General features: G+C 43.0%; 14 protein-coding genes. 1 reads left to right on the plus strand and 13 read right to left on the minus strand.

Features of this window, described 5'->3' with window-relative positions; genetic code table 11:
• Position 1: 1 nt before the first annotated feature.
• The 11 genes from RSX31_RS15370 to RSX31_RS15420 form a co-directional block, all read right to left on the minus strand.
• Positions 2–3,235 carry a hypothetical protein gene (locus tag RSX31_RS15370; protein WP_315635095.1) on the minus strand — a complete coding sequence of 1,078 codons (3,234 nt, stop codon included), beginning with the start codon at positions 3,233–3,235 and terminating at the stop codon, positions 2–4.
• Positions 3,232–4,644, minus strand: coding sequence for a glycosyltransferase family 2 protein (locus RSX31_RS15375; RefSeq protein WP_315635096.1), 1,413 nt, complete (start codon positions 4,642–4,644; stop codon positions 3,232–3,234). Before RSX31_RS15375 ends, RSX31_RS15370 begins: the two co-directional genes overlap by 4 nt.
• Positions 4,641–5,684, minus strand: coding sequence for a HEAT repeat domain-containing protein (locus RSX31_RS15380; protein WP_315635097.1), 1,044 nt, complete (start codon positions 5,682–5,684; stop codon positions 4,641–4,643). Before RSX31_RS15380 ends, RSX31_RS15375 begins: the two co-directional genes overlap by 4 nt.
• Positions 5,685–5,688: 4 nt before the next feature.
• Positions 5,689–7,290 carry a diguanylate cyclase gene (locus RSX31_RS15385; RefSeq protein WP_315635098.1) on the minus strand — a complete coding sequence of 534 codons (1,602 nt, stop codon included), beginning with the start codon at positions 7,288–7,290 and terminating at the stop codon, positions 5,689–5,691.
• A 913-nt stretch (positions 7,291–8,203) separates the two neighbouring features.
• Entirely contained in the window at positions 8,204–8,461 is a 258-nt protein-coding gene (locus RSX31_RS15390) for an HPr family phosphocarrier protein (RefSeq protein WP_148970361.1), read from the minus strand.
• Positions 8,462–8,488: 27 nt separating this feature from the next.
• Positions 8,489–9,436: a DNA-binding protein WhiA gene (whiA, locus tag RSX31_RS15395; protein WP_148995366.1), complete on the minus strand. Its 948-nt coding sequence runs from the start codon at positions 9,434–9,436 to the stop codon at positions 8,489–8,491.
• A gap of 57 nt (positions 9,437–9,493) precedes the next feature.
• Complete coding sequence (locus RSX31_RS15400; protein WP_148995367.1) at positions 9,494–10,456, minus strand: gluconeogenesis factor YvcK family protein; 963 nt, start codon at positions 10,454–10,456, stop codon at positions 9,494–9,496.
• A complete protein-coding gene (gene rapZ, locus RSX31_RS15405; RefSeq protein WP_315635099.1) occupies positions 10,453–11,346 on the minus strand; it encodes an RNase adapter RapZ in 894 nt (297 codons plus the stop codon). Before rapZ ends, RSX31_RS15400 begins: the two co-directional genes overlap by 4 nt.
• 49 nt (positions 11,347–11,395) lie before the next feature.
• Positions 11,396–11,854 carry an 8-oxo-dGTP diphosphatase gene (locus tag RSX31_RS15410; RefSeq protein ID WP_113970858.1) on the minus strand — a complete coding sequence of 153 codons (459 nt, stop codon included), beginning with the start codon at positions 11,852–11,854 and terminating at the stop codon, positions 11,396–11,398.
• Between the two features lie 420 nt (positions 11,855–12,274).
• The gene (locus RSX31_RS15415; RefSeq protein WP_315635101.1) at positions 12,275–12,991 is read right to left on the minus strand and encodes a GDSL-type esterase/lipase family protein; all 717 of its coding nucleotides are present in this window, start codon (positions 12,989–12,991) and stop codon (positions 12,275–12,277) included.
• Between the two features lie 490 nt (positions 12,992–13,481).
• On the minus strand, positions 13,482–13,796 hold the full coding sequence (locus RSX31_RS15420) for a MerR family transcriptional regulator (RefSeq protein ID WP_148995369.1): 315 nt from the start codon (positions 13,794–13,796) through the stop codon (positions 13,482–13,484).
• A gap of 182 nt (positions 13,797–13,978) precedes the next feature.
• Here RSX31_RS15420 and RSX31_RS15425 point away from each other — a divergent pair, with 182 nt between their 5' ends.
• The gene (locus tag RSX31_RS15425) at positions 13,979–14,131 is read left to right on the plus strand and encodes a Fur-regulated basic protein FbpA (protein ID WP_148995370.1); all 153 of its coding nucleotides are present in this window, start codon (positions 13,979–13,981) and stop codon (positions 14,129–14,131) included.
• Positions 14,132–14,186: 55 nt separating this feature from the next.
• Here the strand turns inward: RSX31_RS15425 and trxB are convergent, their stop codons facing one another.
• Entirely contained in the window at positions 14,187–15,134 is a 948-nt protein-coding gene (gene trxB / locus RSX31_RS15430; RefSeq protein ID WP_148995371.1) for a thioredoxin-disulfide reductase, read from the minus strand.
• Positions 15,135–15,285: 151 nt separating this feature from the next.
• Positions 15,286–16,797, minus strand: coding sequence for a tetratricopeptide repeat protein (locus RSX31_RS15435; RefSeq protein ID WP_315635102.1), 1,512 nt, complete (start codon positions 16,795–16,797; stop codon positions 15,286–15,288).
• Positions 16,798–16,881: the final 84 nt, after the last annotated feature.

Here is a 16,881-nt window from a genome sequence, read left to right on the forward strand (position 1 = left end):
TTTATTCTCCTTCTTTTTCAAAAGCTTCTTTCATTTCATAGTAGGACTGTTTCAACCGTTCATGTGAGGAGGGTTGATCCCAAGGGTTCCAGGAGTAAGGATAAAATTGCTTGGAATCGATCATCCCGTCTTTCGTTTGCTTCGGAAAGGAGAAGATTTTTTCTCCATCCTTTTCATATAACCCGATATGAATGGATTCTATGGTCGTTGTACTATCCAATCCTTCATCCGACCAAATGTCTCCCATCGCTTCTTTAAGGCTGGGATCCTTCATGTTTAACAGCTGCCATGGTATTCGGATTTCGTAGCGGTTACCCGATGAGTTGACACTGATATCGGTTAACGAGTTATATTCCGGGTCACCGGGATTGGATGTTCCGATCTGAAGGGTTCCTGTTTCATAGGATTGGAAAGGGATGTTTTTCCCTTGGACGTCCAACGATTTGTTCAATGTCAATCGAATCGGATGATAGAAACCATTGTTTTTCTGCTTCGCATAAGCTTCCTCATCAATCATATTAAGATCATGACCGTAGTGATAGTTGAATGTATCATAATAGCTGTCAACCCACAGGCGGGCTTCCTTCTTACCTTGAATCTGAAGGACAAAGTCAACACCTGATGTGGTGACACCGCTTTCCTCCAAGATAGTCGATTGCCCCTGCCCCTTGATTGTATCGAATAGAAGATAGGTTTCTTTATCCTCGGAAATGATATCTGAATCAACCCGAACATATACATAACGCTCGTCGCTTGTTACATACATGCTGTGCCCATCCTTGTCAAAAGCAGGCTCTATCCTGTTAAAGGTCCAATCATCAGGTCTCCCGTCCACGTGAATCATCCAGGTCTTGTCAATCCCGGGATCAAAGCTCAGCATTCCGAACTGCTGCTCATTGGTTTGGGCATTCTGCCAGAAAGGTCGTCTGTCAGGATTGTCATAGTCCATCGTATTCCAAGTCCGTTTGAACCACTCATCCTGCCATGCGAACAACATTCCACCTGCCATTTTCTCTTCTACGATATCCTCGAATAACCGGCGGTCGATATCACCCTGTTCTTTCTCTGAATGATGGCCCTGGTCCATCCCATAGACGTTCCGGTGAGTGAGTCCGCGGGATCCCGGTACACCGAATTCTGCTACTACTAACGGCATGGAGTGGGCTTTCTTCATATCATTCAAGTAGCCGGCATAGTTGTTCTTTTGCCCGCGATGATCGATATAATTGATATACTTGGGTTCATAATTTAAGAAATCCGGATAGTAAGGATATATGTGATAGGAAGCGAACAGGCCGGTGTGTAATCGACCGGTTCCTTTCATGACGTTCGGATTCACGGAAACCATATCTTCTTTCTCCAAGGGTTCGCTTGGATGATCCAACAAATCGGTAGTGACCCAATTGGTAAAGCTTACGGGCCTTTGCCATTGATACGTATCGGTTTCATAAGCGATTCCTTCATTCATTCTTGCTGTCAGCCATATTTCAAAAGGCTGGGCACCTTCTGTTTCAATGAATTCTCCCTCGAAGTCCTGGAGACCTTTATGTTTTTCATTTGTAGCTGACACAACTTCCGGGTCCCACTCCACTCCGAATATCCACCCAAGGACGTATGGAGATATATCGTATGTGTAAGAACCGGAAGCATGTCCTTTCCGCTCTGGAATCTCTGCGTTTCCATGAACAAGATCGATGGTTTTCTTGATTTCTTCCGAAAATTCAACGGTGTTTTCCTTTGCGAAAGCATCCTCTGACTTCAGGAAGATTTCTTCATTTACCCATACTCCATGAAATAAGTACAGTGGTTTTTCCGCCATTTGATTGTACTCATAAAAGGCTTCATAAAAGGCAGGCGGATGAATGGTGTAAATCCGGAGCGAGTTGGCATTCATGGCACCGATTTGTTTGAACCATCTCAAGTATTCCTCTTTCGAAATCGCTGTTTCGCCCGGGAATGAACCAGGCTTTGCGATTCCCATATTGACCCCCTTGAGGAGGAGGTCTTCCCATTTTCCATCCTGATTGACTTGAATGTAGTCGGATCCAACTTTTCCTGCAAGCTTCAGACCATTTTCCGAGGTGACAGGAATGGTTTCGGGCACATTATTGTCCTTCCTATTTTGAATTCTCTCAAGAATCTCCTTCATCATCAGACTGTATGCCTTCCAATAAAATTGAGACATGTTATCCGGACTGGATGATTCCGTCCATTTTCTCCATGTTGAAAATCCGACGGTTTGATAGAGATTGGGCACATCAGCCTGATCCGCATAATCCCCACTGAAATAGTAGGTGTCGTATTGCCGGTTCTCACCATGAATGACGGCAGGGAACGTTACGGGAAGATTCAATGCTTTAAGGATGCCTTCCCCGCTTTTGGATAAAGACAATGTGTAGTTCGCCATCACCTCATCAGGATCGATCGCTTCTACGATGTCAAACCAGTACGAATATGGGACATTGATTTCTTCCCCAATGAAGTCTTCACCTCGTTCGGTCGTTGAAAAGACCACACCTTTTTTCCCGATGTCTTCCTTATCTAAAATGACCAGTTGATCATTTTCGTCCACGAGCACGTATCCCGGACCTGTGAAATGATACGACTCATCATATTGATTTTCATAATTGTCCCGGACCCATTGGGGTACTTCACTATTTTCCAACTCGGAAAAATATCTTCCGATCCAGCCCGACCACTCCAGGTTGAACAGGGAATAGAATTTCTTCCTCGTTTCTTCAGTGGTAGGCTGTGCCATGGAATTGAACTCGGCAATCAACGTTTTCCCGTCGTTCATCGCCATGTCTTTTAATGCGTCCATATCATTGTCGGTCAAGCCTCCATATAGCTTTGAGGAGCGCTGCCCCGATACATTCTTATGATGGAATTCCTCTTCATACACTCCATACGTGTCTGCTATGTAAACTGCATCGTATTTTTCATAGGAGGAGGGTATATTTTTAATGTCATAGGTTTGATTGTCTTTCGGTACGAATCCAATATAGTCCTTTTGAAGATCATACGAATTCCCGTCTGACTGAACATATTTCTGTTGATTCAAAAGCCACATTAGCCCTTTATGTTCCCGGTAAGTAGTATCGGGTACCGTTTTATCGATGATGAGCAAATCCAGGTTCTGCTCTTTCTTTATTTGCCATAGCCAAAAAGGAGCAGAAACAATGAGGACAATGCTAATGATGAACAAGAGAAACGAATAGGATTTCAGCTTCGTCATTTTGACACTCCTTTTCTGGCCATTTCTCCCCAGCCCCTTTTTTTGCGGATCACGTCGAGAATTCCTTCACAACGCCATAAAACGGTTAACGGTCGGTACCATAATGTCTCGGTTAACGAATAGGCGAAAAGCCTCCCGATGTCGGATGCTTTCGGATACTTTCTGACGGACCATTCTTCCAAGAGTACGGCTGCCATGGAGAGGATCGATCCATACAGGATAGAGAGGAAGAATAATAGAATGGCAAATTCCAGATAAACCCCGCCAAGAAATAGGGATAGAATCATAATCACATACCCCATCAATTCTACAACCGGGCCAAAAAATTCTATGATCAAAAAATATGGCATGGAAACCATCCCGATCGAACCGTACTTGGGGTTGAATAGAAGGCGCCGATGAATCCAAAGGCTTTCAAACAATCCTCGATGCCACCTGCTTCGTTGACGGCGTAAGTATTTCAGAGATTCCGGTGCTTCCGTCCAGCTAACAGGATCAGGTACATACACGATTCTTTTATCTGCTTTCTGTTCCTTCACATACCGGTGGAGCCTGACGACGAGTTCCATATCTTCCCCTACTGTGTGGGAGTACCCTCCCGCGTCCACGACCCAGCGTTTCGAGAACACCCCGAAAGCACCTGATACGATCAGAAGAAGGTTGTGCCGGCTTAAGCCGATTCTTCCCATAAGAAATGCCCTTAAGTACTCTATTACCTGCATGACCACAAGAGGCGACCTGGACAGACCAACCTTCACAATTTCCCCGCTTTCTATTTCGCATCCGTTGGCGATTCGGATACTTCCCCCGGATGCAATGACCTCACCGTCGGACTCGACGATCGGTTTCATCACTTTCAGGAAGGCCGTCCGCTCCAGAACCGAGTCTCCATCTATTGAACAGAAATAAGGATAATTTGATACATTGATTCCGGCATTCAAAGCATCCGCCTTGCCCCCGTTTTCCTTATCGATCACCAATAGATTCTTGTACAGTCTGGATTGGTAAACACCCTTAACCGGCTGTGTATCCAGCTGCTCCCGAATCACCCATTTGATCTTCACCAATTGAAAGGACTCCACGAGTTTTCCCATGGAATCATCCGTTGAACCATCGTTTATGATAATGATTTCGTATTCAGGGTATTCAATACTGAGCAATGACCTCACTGTGGCCATAATGCCGACTGATTCATTGTAAGCAGGGACCAGTATGGAAACCGGCTTCGTTTGATGGAGGTGTAAGAGCTCTTCGTACGGCTCCCAATCATCCAGTCCATAGGTTTTCCTTAATTGAAAAAGGGAAATTACGAGGAGAATCGTATAAAAAGAGATGACAAGAATCATATAAATTAGAACAAACCATCCAATAGACATCAGGATACTTCCCCACTCTGCTGTTACACTCATGTAACCGTCCCCCTTTCCAACCACTGTTCTGCCATATCCCTGGCATATTCATCTTCTGCATGAACAGCTATTTCCCTTAACGCACCTTCTCCGTTTTCCAGACGCAAAAGTGATTGAGCCGCTTGAGAACGAACGTAAAAGGACGGGTCACTCATAAGCTCCGTTAAGTAAGGAGTCAATTGCTTCGAACGGATGTACTCACACGCCTTAATGGCCATCAGCCGCTCCTGCCATGAATCTGCACGCAGGTGAACTGATAGTCTCTCAACATCAAGATAAAACTCCATGCCTACCACTGCCTTCAAAGCGCGGACCTTTAGTTCTGTGGAGCCGTCTTCCAATAGTCTTTGAAGGAAAGGTACGTGCTCCATTCTGTTCCTTGCCCCGATCGAATCGATAAGGGCAAACCTCATCACCTCAGGAAGTTCTTCAAAAACATGAACCAATGGCCCGAACTGCTCTTTCCTTAACGTGTGAAGCAAAAGACTGTATTCAAACTCCGTCAGTTCATGCTTCGGTTCTATTAATATTGAAACCAGATTTTCCTCCTCAAACAGCGCAGCTATCTTCAAAAGTTGGATTTCTTCTGCCTTGCTTACATTTTTTGAAGCGTGAAGCTCCGTCAACGGTTCTTTCATACTCTTCATCTTAAAATCCTGTATCCAATAGAGGGCATTCATCCTGATACTCCATCTGCTGTGTCTAAGCTGAGAAAGGATAAACGTTTGAAAGCGTTCTTCTGCAAACCCTTGTAATCGTTCTTGAATGTCATCAGAGGCAAACATTTTTGAAAAGCCGGCCAGTAATTCCACTAATGCCCTGATCTTCAAGGGGGAACGATCATTCAAACATTCACTCTTGACACCTTCATGTAGAAATTGGAAGAGGGCTAGCTGATATTCTTCTTTATACTGCTCAATATGCGCCCGATTCTTATTGTCTATTATCTTCTTTATCAACAAGTACAGGCACACCCCTGTTAACACCACCAGCAAACCGACTAACACAACAAAAAAATAAAAAAGCTCTTGCGAGAACACTGATCTACCTCATCCTTTTCAGCATTTGTCCTAAACGTGCCTCAAGTTCGAGTAGTTTAAAAGGTTTCGTCATATAATCATCCGCACCAAGCTGGAGTGATCTCGAGATGTCCCTTTCACTCTTCCTTGAAGTAAGCATCAACACTTTGTAACGATCTGAATCACTCATCTTACGGAGCTGCTCCAGTACTTCCAGGCCATCCATCTTCGGCATGACCCCGTCCAAAATCACAAGACAAGGATCTTCCCTATGCCAGTCCGACCCTATAAATGCCGCTCCATCTTTAAATGTCTGGATATCGTACTGAATATGCTGTTCAGAAGGCAACTTCGATACAATATCCTTCATCACTGTCCTTATGATGGGATCATCATCTACAATGGCGATTTTAATACGTTTATGAGGAGTATGTTCACTTGCTTTACTGTCCATTTTCACAAGGTTCCTGCCACTGCTTTTCGCTTCATAAAGTGCATTGTCTGCAAGCTTCAGCCACGTATCAAACGGTTTCATCGGATCTGAAATTTCTGCCACCCCCGCGGAAAATGTGCAGGAGAAGGACGGATCCATCCCAAACACATACTCGCTGAACCCTTCACGTATTTCATCTACAAACGAGCAGGCTTCTTTTAGGGATGTATTAGGGAATAGAATGACAAATTCTTCACCTCCAAAGCGAAAAACGATGTCCTGAATTCTGGTTTTGAACTTTAATTGTGAAGCAAACTCCTTCAGCACCACATCCCCTACAAGATGTCCGTACCGGTCATTCACACCTTTAAAATGATCAATATCGAGAACGGCCACACAATATGAATCACCAGTACGAGACCAGTCACTCTGAACCTGGGCATACGCCTGACTCAAATATTTGCGATTATAAACAAGCGTCAATTCATCGATCAACACGAGCTCTTCCATCTGCTTCTTTCGCTCCATCTGTCTTTCCACACGCACAATAAACTCATCCAGATCGAAAGGCTTAGGGATGAAATCATCTGCTCCCATCTGATAGCACTTCATTCGGACTTCCTTGCTATCGTCCACGCTCACCATGACCGTTGGAATAAACTGCTGCTTTAACTTCTTCTTGAAAAAATCCAGCACCTCAAATCCATTTGTCCCGTTCATATAGATATCGATAATGGCACAGTCCGGCCTTACATCGTAATAAGACATGATTGCCTTTTCCGGGTTGGCAATCGGAACCACATACCATCCGACTTTCTCCAGCTCTTCTTTCATATACATGAGGAAGGATGTATCATCATCGATTATAAGCACGACAGGCTCTTCCCCTGTTCGACTTTGTTTGCCGGGGAATACCTCAACGGATTCCTCCTCATAGTGATAACAGAATTGGATAATGTCGAAGAGCTCTTCCTTCACTTCTGCAATCGTCCACGACCGCTCTTCTTTTTCTTTGTACTGATCCATCAATTCCCGGGCACATTCCCCCATTTTATGTAATCCAAGAATCGAGGCAGAGCCCGCCATGGAATGGATGAACCGGTAAACTTCTTCATGTGGGATGGCTTCTGCTGCCTCCCATTCTTCTATTTTTTTTCGAATATTATTAAAGAAATGCTTTGTGTATTTTTCCATTCGGCATCGTCTTCCTTTATCGTAAACTTCTATAATTAATAAGGGTCTATTTGCAAAAAATATTGTTTTGTAACATAAGATCAGCTAGGAGCACCGTCAACAAGCGTGTGCTTGATGGTGAGGGGAACTGCTCCGCTTTCCGCGGACGTTCGGCCGAGCCTCCTCAGCTTCGCTTCCGGGGTCTCGGCACGACCGTACTTCCGCAGGAGTCTACGCAGTTCCCCTCACCATCAATAAGAAAATTTGTGTTAGATGATCCACCGATCTATGAGTTAATATTAAATTTTCTTTTACTCCTTTGTGGATTGTCTATTTTGGAAATAAATGCACAACCTATTTACGATAGGAGTATTTTTTCGTTTTTGTATCCATACTTATAGCAGTCAGAATGTAATAGCACAGAGTGGATTGTAGCGGAAGGCACTTGACTCCTGCGGGAGATAGAGGAAAAGTCGAGACCCCACAGACGGAACGTCGAGGAGGCTCGACTTCCTCCCCGCGGAAAGCAAGTGCCTGGAGCGGAAAGGAACGGCCCACGTTTTCACACTACTACTTATCTAAAAAAGAAATTCACTTTTGGCAATTTTATACAAAACTAAAATATTTACACGAAATGAGCTTTTATATAAAATAATTTGATGTAGTGAATTTATTCCAAACTCATTTTATTATACTCCCGCATTCTCTGGTTTAATAGGTGGGGATTGGAAATATTATATGTCTTTTTTGCTATTTCTTTTTACAGTATCCTGAAAAGTACAATGTAACAAAAAAGCGGGCAGACATCCATCCTCAATGTGAAATATATGGAAAAGAGTTCTAAAGGAGTAGTTGATCCTTCCTCGGAAAAAAGAACAAAAAAAGCTGATGACCACTCCCCGGTCATCAGCTTTTCAAAGGTATGAAGTTGATCTTATGCTTCTTTTTGGACGAATCCTTCGAGGGCAACGAGTGCTTCTTCTTCGTCGCTTCCGTCCGCTACCAACGTAATGGAAGTACCCGTCGAAATAGCTAAACTCATCAAGCCCATGATGCTTTTCGCATTCACCTTCTTCCCATCCTTTTCCAAGAAGATTTCAGATGAGAAGCGGTTCGCCTCCTGTACGAATAATGCAGCCGGTCGTGCTTGAAGACCTGTCTTCAATTTCACTTCTACTTGTTTTTCCACCATAATCATTTCTCTCCCCTTTTTCCTTATTTAGGTTTGAATCTTTTCTCCCGCTCTGAGTTTCTCAGCAAGCTGGTCAATTTTACGTAAGCGGTGATTAATCCCTGATTTACTGATGGTGCCGCCTGACACCATTTCCCCTAGTTCTTTCAACGTGACATCTTGATAATTCACCCGTAATTCTGCTATCTCCCTTAGTTTATCGGGTAATATCTGTAAGCCTACATGTCTTTCAATAAACTTAATGTTTTCGACTTGTCTTAAAGCCGCACCGATGGTTTTATTCAGGTTAGCCGTCTCACAGTTCACAAGGCGGTTAACGGAATTTCTCATATCCCTGACAATCCGTACATCCTCAAATCGCAGCAGGGCATTGTGAGCACCGATGATATTCAGGAACTCCGTGATTTTCTCTGCTTCCTTCAAATACGTAATGAAACCTTTTTTTCGTTCAAGGGTTTTACTATTCAACCCGAAGGAATTCATCAGCTCGGACAACGCATCGTTGTGTTCAGAATAAAGAGAAAAGATTTCTAAATGATACGATGAGGTTTCCGGGTTGTTAACCGACCCGCCTGCAAGGAACGCTCCCCTCAAATATGAACGTCTGCAGCATTTCTTTTTGATCAAGTCTTCCGATATATTATGGATAAAGGTGAAATTTTCACCCAGGATTTTCAGTTCTTCAAGAATCTTCTTTGTATCTTCTTTGATTCGTACAATGTAGACATTGTTTTTCTTCAGCCGCATCTTTTTTCGAACCAGAAGCTCTACCGGGGTGTCGTACCCTTTTTTGATCAATGTATAGATTCTTCTGGCAATGGCGGCGTTTTCGGTTTGAATATTGACGACGAGCATTTGATTTGAGAATGACAACGAACCATTCATTCGAATCAATGCGGATAATTCTGCATTTGCGCAGCAATCTTTCACTTCAATATTGGTCAGTTCTTTTTTTGTTTCGGACGCAAACGACATCCCCATCACCTCCTAGCAAACGCTTGCACAACCTTATACAAAAGAAATTTTTGTAGTTTAGCTGGTTGATTTTTTAAGATAAGAATATATGATATCAGCGACCTTCTCCGTGTTATGACGAACAAGATGGTTGTCATAGGAGAGAATCTCTTCTGCAATCACTTCTAAGCCCATGGATTTCAATTTATCCACATCAAAGTGGACGGGACTCGCTTGTTCTTCATTATATCGGGCCTGCACCTCATCGGGTACCTGCTTTTTGTTGACCAGGATATAATCAATACTTGGCGTTTCCAAGTGATCGTATAATGCCTTAACATGGTCACTTGCTGAATAATCCAATGTTTCCCCTGCCTGGGTCATGATGTTGCAAATATACATTTTCTTCGCTTTCGCCCTGCATACTGCATCGCCAATACCCGGAACAAGAAGATTCGGTAAAATACTAGTATATAGGCTTCCCGGACCCATCACAATTAAGTCGGCTTCCTTTATGGCCCGCAAGGTTTCACCAAGCGGCTTGATGCTATCCGGCTTTAAGAAGACCCTTTTGATCTTCTTCCCGGCTTTCGGAATGGTCGATTCTCCCGTCACAATCGTTCCATCCTCCATCTCCGCCTTTAAGATGACGCTTTGATTTGCTGAAGGCAGCACCTTCCCCTTCACGTTCAATACCCTGCTCATTTCCTGAATCGCATGGACAAAATCACCTGTAATGGAAGCAAGGGCTGCAATGATCAAGTTTCCTAACGCATGACCGGAAAGTTCATTCGTTGTTTCAAATCGATGCTGAAACATTTGTTCCACCAGTGGCTCCACTTCTGAAAGAGCAGCCAGGACATTCCGTATATCTCCCGGGGGAGGAATATCCAGGCTGTCACGTAAACGACCGGAACTGCCACCATCATCAGCGACAGTGACAATGGCCGATATATCAATAGGGTGCCGTTTCAAACCCCGAAGAAGGACAGGTAATCCCGTGCCTCCTCCGATCACGACGACCTTGGGTGTATGTGTCATGTTGTTAGACCCTTTCTCTTCTGAATATCCCGATGAGAAATTTTCGTTTGATAGTCTTTTTCAAAATAATGGCCCAGATACTCTGCCAACGCAACCGATCGATGCTGCCCCCCAGTGCATCCTATCGCTACCACAAGCTGGCTCTTTCCCTCCCGCTTGTATTGAGGAAGCATGAACGACAATAAATCGGTTACTTTCTCGATGAATTTATTCGTTTCATTCCATTTCAATACGTAGGTGGACACTTCTTCATCCAATCCCGTTTTTGGTCTCATATGATCGATATAGTGAGGATTTGGAAGAAAGCGTACATCAAACACCAAATCAGCATCGATCGGGATACCATGCTTGAAACCGAAAGACACGACATTCACCGTGAAAATCGTCTTCTTGTTCACCGAGAATTCCGTTAGAATCTTTTCCCGAAGCTCTCTTGGCTTCATGGTTGAAGTTGTATATATTAACTGCGCACGTCCTTTTAGTTCTTCAAGGAGCTCTCTCTCCTGACGAATCCCTTCAAGAGGCAGACCTGAAGGCGCGAGCGGATGAGAACGGCGCGTTTCCTTGTATCGTCTGACAAGTGAGGAATCATCTGCATCAAGATATAAAACCTGCGGTGTCACCCAGGAGGTTTCCGCTAATTCATCCAATGCTTTAAATAGATGATCAAAGAATTCCCTTCCCCTAAGGTCCATCACAAGGGCGACCTTATTCATTTTATTACCGGACTCTTTCATCAGTTCCAAAAACTTTGGCAGAAGAGTCGGCGGCAGATTGTCCACACAGAAGAATCCCAAATCCTCGAAGCTCTGAATGGCAACCGTCTTACCGGCTCCGGACATCCCTGTTATGATTACTAATTGAACATCGTTTGTAGAACCTGTACTCATACTCTTCCCCCGCTTTTATTCGTAATGTTGTATATGAAAAGTTTGTTGATCAACTTGGATCTAATCGATAAGACAATAACTTGAAATCAGGAGTATAGGTAAACGTTCCATAAATCGTATTCTTTCCGTGCAAGAGGTAGTCCAGAATATGATAATCTCCTTCAGCCATCGGAAGGTCCTTAATATCCTCGATCGGATGCCATTTAATCTTACCTTCTTCCGATTCCTGAAGGTTGACCCCATCCGCTTCGGTTGCAAAGAAAGAAAACATCATCCACTCCGATTTAATCTGATCGCCTTCTTTAATAATGAACGTAAAGACACCTTTCAAATCAGGATTCTTTAAATAGATGCCCGTTTCCTCACGATACTCACGAATGACAGCATCCCGGATTGATTCGCCGGACTCCATTTTCCCACCTGGAGCGACCCACCAATTCCTTCTTGGCTTTTGGAGAAGGAGCACCTTGTCTCCATCCAGATATAAACAATTTGTGACACGTTGCACTGCCTTCACCTCGATCTTGATGATTAGGGAGCCAATGAATACATTAGTCCCACTTTCAGTCATTCTCATTCCTTATATTATACTATGATTGAAGACAAGCTACAATGTCTTGGCTTGTTGTTTGAAGGTTGTCGATTGAAATCGAAAGATATTGGGACATGTTTCTACAAGAAGAGGATTGGTACAGATATATGTGCGGCACTATAACAGGAAAAAAAGCAAAAAAAATAGACACAGGCGAGTCCTGTGTCGTCTACGGGATTTATTACTTAAAAGGGGGTCAATTTCTTATTATTTATATTACCCGAAAATTGTTTCACTAGTGTTACAACAGATTTAAAACGGTATTACGGAATTGTTAAAGTATCACGACGGATTTGCAAAACTTCACAGATTGTGTTGAACAATGTCATCTCAGTGTTAAAATTCATAGTGTTTCATGATTTGGTCTGCGAGTAATTCGTATCCTTTACCATTTGGATGAAGAGAATCATGGAAATAGTTTTCCTTGGACTTCCCTTTAAACAACGGATTGGTTGAAACGTACTTTACGTTCTTGTGTTTTTCGGCTTCTTTCATCATGGATTCATTCCAATCGTCCACGTATGCCTCAATTTTATCACTATCTTTATCTGGATAAGGATTGTACAAACCTAACACGATGATGTCGGCTTCTTTATTGGCGGTACCAACGATGTTTAAGATTTTATCCAAATGGTCGAGATAATCCTTTTTGGCATCAACAATCTCATCATGATGTAGAGGAAATAAATCTCCCCCATTGTTTTTAATCAAATCATTGGTCCCGATGTTTATAATAAACACATCTGCTTCACTTAAATCTTCTGCTACCTCTGGTTTCACAATCTGTCCCAAGAGTTGATCAGATTGCTGTCCCGGTACTCCGAGGTTTTGAAAGCTATATGATTTCTTTGTATGCTCTTTATTTACTTTCTCTTCTAAACGACCGATATAGCCCGCTTCTTTTTTATCACCATATCCATAGGTGAGGGAATCTCCCAATGCGATCACCCGTTTCTTAGATGATGACTTGGTCTCATCAGCAAAAAAACTAAAATACACGATGGGGATAAGGGCAAACAGTGCTATTAAAGAAACGATTTTCCATATTTTCATTCATGATCCGACCTTCCGAAATAAACTAGGATGACTTTCATAATGTTGGTTATTCCCTTTTTAGAGGGTTGTAATCCTGTTTATTTTTGGAAGTTGTCATCCAATCGAATCGTTCTTCGTTTCTTTTTAAATAGCATAGAGAGGCGCAGGCTTTTCTGGATAGGAGTTGTAGATTGCTATTGTATGAATCTGATTGCACATAACATGAATCGCGTTGATTGGTGACATGGCATTCACGGAATATCCCTTGATGGGCAGCAGTTTTTATGCGGTATAGGGTATTTATAGAGGTTCAGTTGAAAAAATCCGGCCGCCTTTGATGATAATGGAGCCGAATTCGATAATAATCCAGCCGTTTCTGGGATTAATCCGGCCGAAATCAGGAAAAATCCAGCCGTTTTACTTTTTTCAGCACAAAAAAGCATCAAATACCCTACGCACACATGCCCCGTCAAAAACGAACGATATCCACTTCAGAGGTCCGGCCCCCTTACTTCTTCTGAACCCCGAACCGCGCATTGAGCTGACCTCTTATCATTTTCTGCTTCGCTTCTTTTCTCTCTTTTCTGGATAGTTCATGTTTGATTTCTTTCGTGGTGACCCCTTCTTCTCGCTGGTCGGCGATGTCCATTAATCGTTCCACGTCGGAAAAGGAGTATTTGCGATATCCCCGATTGGAACGCTGTGGAAAGATCAGATTCTTCTCTTCGTAATAGCGGATCTTTCTCTCGGTTAATCCGGTCAATTCACTGACGACACCAATTGATATCACTTTTTTATCCTTATAGGAAGGTTCATTATCCACGTTCTCCTCATCCTCCTAAGCAGGGAATATATTGATTATACATGTCCCTCTAACGGATTTGGACTAATATGTTAGAAAATCTGACAAAGAATTCTAAATTGGTAGAAAACTTAACAAACTAGAAGATTTATATTCAAAATCCCCCTACACTATGGATAACAATCCAAAAGGAGTGAACCCGGATGCCATTTTTACGTGAAGCCGTTGAAAAGCAGAGGCAGCAGTTTATTCGTCGGTTAGTAGAAGCTGGTGTTTACAAGCCATGTGATGAGGGGTTGAAGAAGCTGACGCTGTCCGAGTTGGTGTATGTGTTTAATAAGCATAAGAAAAGTTGAATTCATCAAAAAAAAGCCTTACGAAGGAAATCTCCTTTCGTAAGGCTTTCTTACATTAACCGTTTTTGACCTTCTCTTTCAGCTCTTCAATATAATGCTGAGCCGTTTGAGCGGCGATACTGCCGTCACCTGTTGCTGTAACGATTTGGCGAAGTTGTTTTTCGCGGACATCACCGGCAGCAAAGATTCCTGGAACCTTTGTTTCCATTTGTTCGTTAGTTTCAATATAGCCTTCAGAGTTGATGATTCCAAGGTTAGCAAATGGCTTCGTTAGTGGAAGCATTCCGATGTAGATGAAGACACCATCAGCCTGGAAATCAGTTTCTTCTCCATTTTCAGTGGATACAAGCGTCACACTTCCCACTTTGCCATCTTTGTCGTTGATTTCTTTCACCGTATGGTTCCAGATGAAATCAACTTTTTCGTTATCAAAGGCACGCTGTTGCAGGATCTTTTGAGCACGAAGCTCATCGCGACGGTGAACGATCGTTACTTTGTTAGCGAATCTTGTCAGGTAAACCCCTTCTTCTACAGCAGAGTCTCCTCCACCTACAACAACAAGGTCTTTTCCTTTAAAGAATGCTCCGTCACATACTGCACAGTAAGAAACTCCGCGTCCGCCAAGCTCTTTTTCACCAGGTACACCGATTTTTTTGTACTCTGCACCCGTTGTGATGATCACGGCACGGGCTTTGAATTCTTTTGAACCGGTTTTGACAATTTTAAACTCTTCTCCATCAACGATCTCTTTAATGTCTCCGTATGCGTATTCCGCACCGAATTTCTTCGCATGATCGAACATTTTATTAGAAAGATCAGGTCCCAGAATATGGTCGAAGCCCGGGTAGTTCTCCACTTCTTCCGTATTCGCCATTTGTCCGCCCGGTACTCCTCTTTCAAGCATAAGCGTTGAAAGACTTGCACGTGACGTATAAACAGCTGCAGTCATTCCTGCAGGGCCTGCACCTGCAATGATTACATCATAAATTTTTTCTTCAGACATGATGACATTCTCCTTCCGAAACAGTCGTAAGCATAATCCTTATTAAAATACTATGGTTAGAGGTAGTAATGGTGCTTGAGCCTTCCACCCATAGTATTAACTTCCTACACCTATCCTATAAAAAACAAGGTCACATCGTCCAAAAATATGCTCACGGAAGGTAACTTTCAACGACTGAGATATATTTTGTCAGCGTACTTGCAGATAAATTGAATCGATCACAAAGCTGCTTCTTCGTGACCTTTTCATTTCGCAGCCGATTCCATACGAATTCTGTTGCCGCTGCAAAAGCTTTGGCATTCTTGAAGGTTTCCCGTTCTTTTATGCCTCTGTATGCGATCGTAAACCAAGTAAGGAACAATCCGGACTCCACGCTTGTGATCGGTCGATGATCCCCATAAAGGTGCAGAGCCACTTGATGCATATTCTGAATCTCCTGGTTCACTTTAATCGAGCTGTTTCCGTTGCTGTTTAACACTTGTGCTAAATAAACCTTTTCGACAATGGACAGGTCCTCCACATCACAGAAGTCAGCATGAGTTAGGATTGCTCTCTGATTATCCGAAATAGACGTAAGAAACAGACCGAATAATTTCTCTTCCGTATATTCACTTTGAAGTTTCTTCAATATCGATGTGACGTGATTTTCGAATCCCTCATCCTGCTTTTTATCGTTCCAAGGTTCGAGTCCTTCTTTTTCAGGGTTGATTTCCAATACCCTCTTCCACGCATTACGGGCTGTATCCTCATGACCCGTTTCATAAGCAGAATACGACAGCCAATAATAGAAGCTCGCATCGCCCTCGAAGCCAATCTTCTGAAGGGACTTCAACCAATCATAAGCCCGCTTCGAATGACCAACAAGCGCAAACGTAGCCCCCAGCTTGTAACGATGCTCATGAAGTAAGGGACGGACCTTCTCAAGACCCTGGATCAATTCGTCCAGCTCGTCATGACGCTTCTGATAGAAATAAAAAACAGCCATATTGCACAAGGCATGAAGATTTCCAGGATTCTTCTCCAGTACCTCTTCCAACGTAGCAGCTGCTTGGTCCACTTCTCCTAAGTAGAAGTAGGCAAGTGCTAAATTATTGTAAGCTGACCAGAATTCCGGATAATCTTCAATTACCTTCTGTAAAGTTTCCACGGCTTTCTGAAAATGCCCGGACTCAAGAAGATCTCTTGCTTTCTCCTGTTGGACGATAAGCTCATCATGCTCGTATAAATCGTCCACAATCAGATCGGAATCAAGCTCCAGAAGCTCTATTAAGTCTTCTGCATCCTCAACGAATTCACCATATTCTTCTTTGTCAAGATAAGCTGAAACCTGTTCGTACGCCTCTTTAAATAAGCCTAAATGAGCATAATTGTTGGCCAGAAAATAATGACACTCTGCCATACGGGGATCCAGATCATCCAAAATTTGATGCAATAAATCATTGGAACGCTTGTATTCACCAAGCTCTGTATACACAATCGATAATTGACAGGCAATCATCGGTTCTACTGGTTCTAATTGAAATGCTCTATTTAAATATTTTAACGATTTCTTAAGCTCTCTACGTTGATAAGCCTTCATCCCTTTGTTGTAGTAATACTCGCCAGTCGGGACAAAAGACAACACTTTCGCTTGCTCACTAACTAATTTTGACCCTTTTCTCATCAAAGTCCTCCGAAACGTTCATAGTATAACTACAGTAGTATATCATACAAAACCCCTGTACTAAACTACCATATTTTGAGGGAC

This window comes from Rossellomorea yichunensis (assembly GCF_032337515.1).
In the GTDB taxonomy this organism is placed as follows: Bacteria; Bacillota; Bacilli; order Bacillales; family Bacillaceae_B; genus Rossellomorea; species Rossellomorea yichunensis.

Excerpts from the sequence above, each read along its gene's own strand:
- trxB (WP_148995371.1), bottom strand. The coding sequence starts at position 15,134 with ATGTCTGAAGAAAAAATTTATGATGTAATCATTGCAGGTGCAGGCCCT.
- RSX31_RS15375 (WP_315635096.1), bottom strand. The coding sequence starts at position 4,644 with ATGAGTGTAACAGCAGAGTGGGGAAGTATCCTGATGTCTATTGGATGG.
- RSX31_RS15415 (WP_315635101.1), bottom strand. The coding sequence starts at position 12,991 with ATGAAAATATGGAAAATCGTTTCTTTAATAGCACTGTTTGCCCTTATC.
- RSX31_RS15435 (WP_315635102.1), bottom strand. The coding sequence starts at position 16,797 with ATGAGAAAAGGGTCAAAATTAGTTAGTGAGCAAGCGAAAGTGTTGTCT.
- RSX31_RS15370 (WP_315635095.1), bottom strand. The coding sequence starts at position 3,235 with ATGACGAAGCTGAAATCCTATTCGTTTCTCTTGTTCATCATTAGCATT.
- RSX31_RS15425 (WP_148995370.1), top strand. The coding sequence starts at position 13,979 with ATGCCATTTTTACGTGAAGCCGTTGAAAAGCAGAGGCAGCAGTTTATT.
- rapZ (WP_315635099.1), bottom strand. The coding sequence starts at position 11,346 with ATGAGTACAGGTTCTACAAACGATGTTCAATTAGTAATCATAACAGGG.
- RSX31_RS15385 (WP_315635098.1), bottom strand. The coding sequence starts at position 7,290 with ATGGAAAAATACACAAAGCATTTCTTTAATAATATTCGAAAAAAAATA.
- RSX31_RS15400 (WP_148995367.1), bottom strand. The coding sequence starts at position 10,456 with ATGACACATACACCCAAGGTCGTCGTGATCGGAGGAGGCACGGGATTA.
- whiA (WP_148995366.1), bottom strand. The coding sequence starts at position 9,436 with ATGTCGTTTGCGTCCGAAACAAAAAAAGAACTGACCAATATTGAAGTG.
- RSX31_RS15390 (WP_148970361.1), bottom strand. The coding sequence starts at position 8,461 with ATGGTGGAAAAACAAGTAGAAGTGAAATTGAAGACAGGTCTTCAAGCA.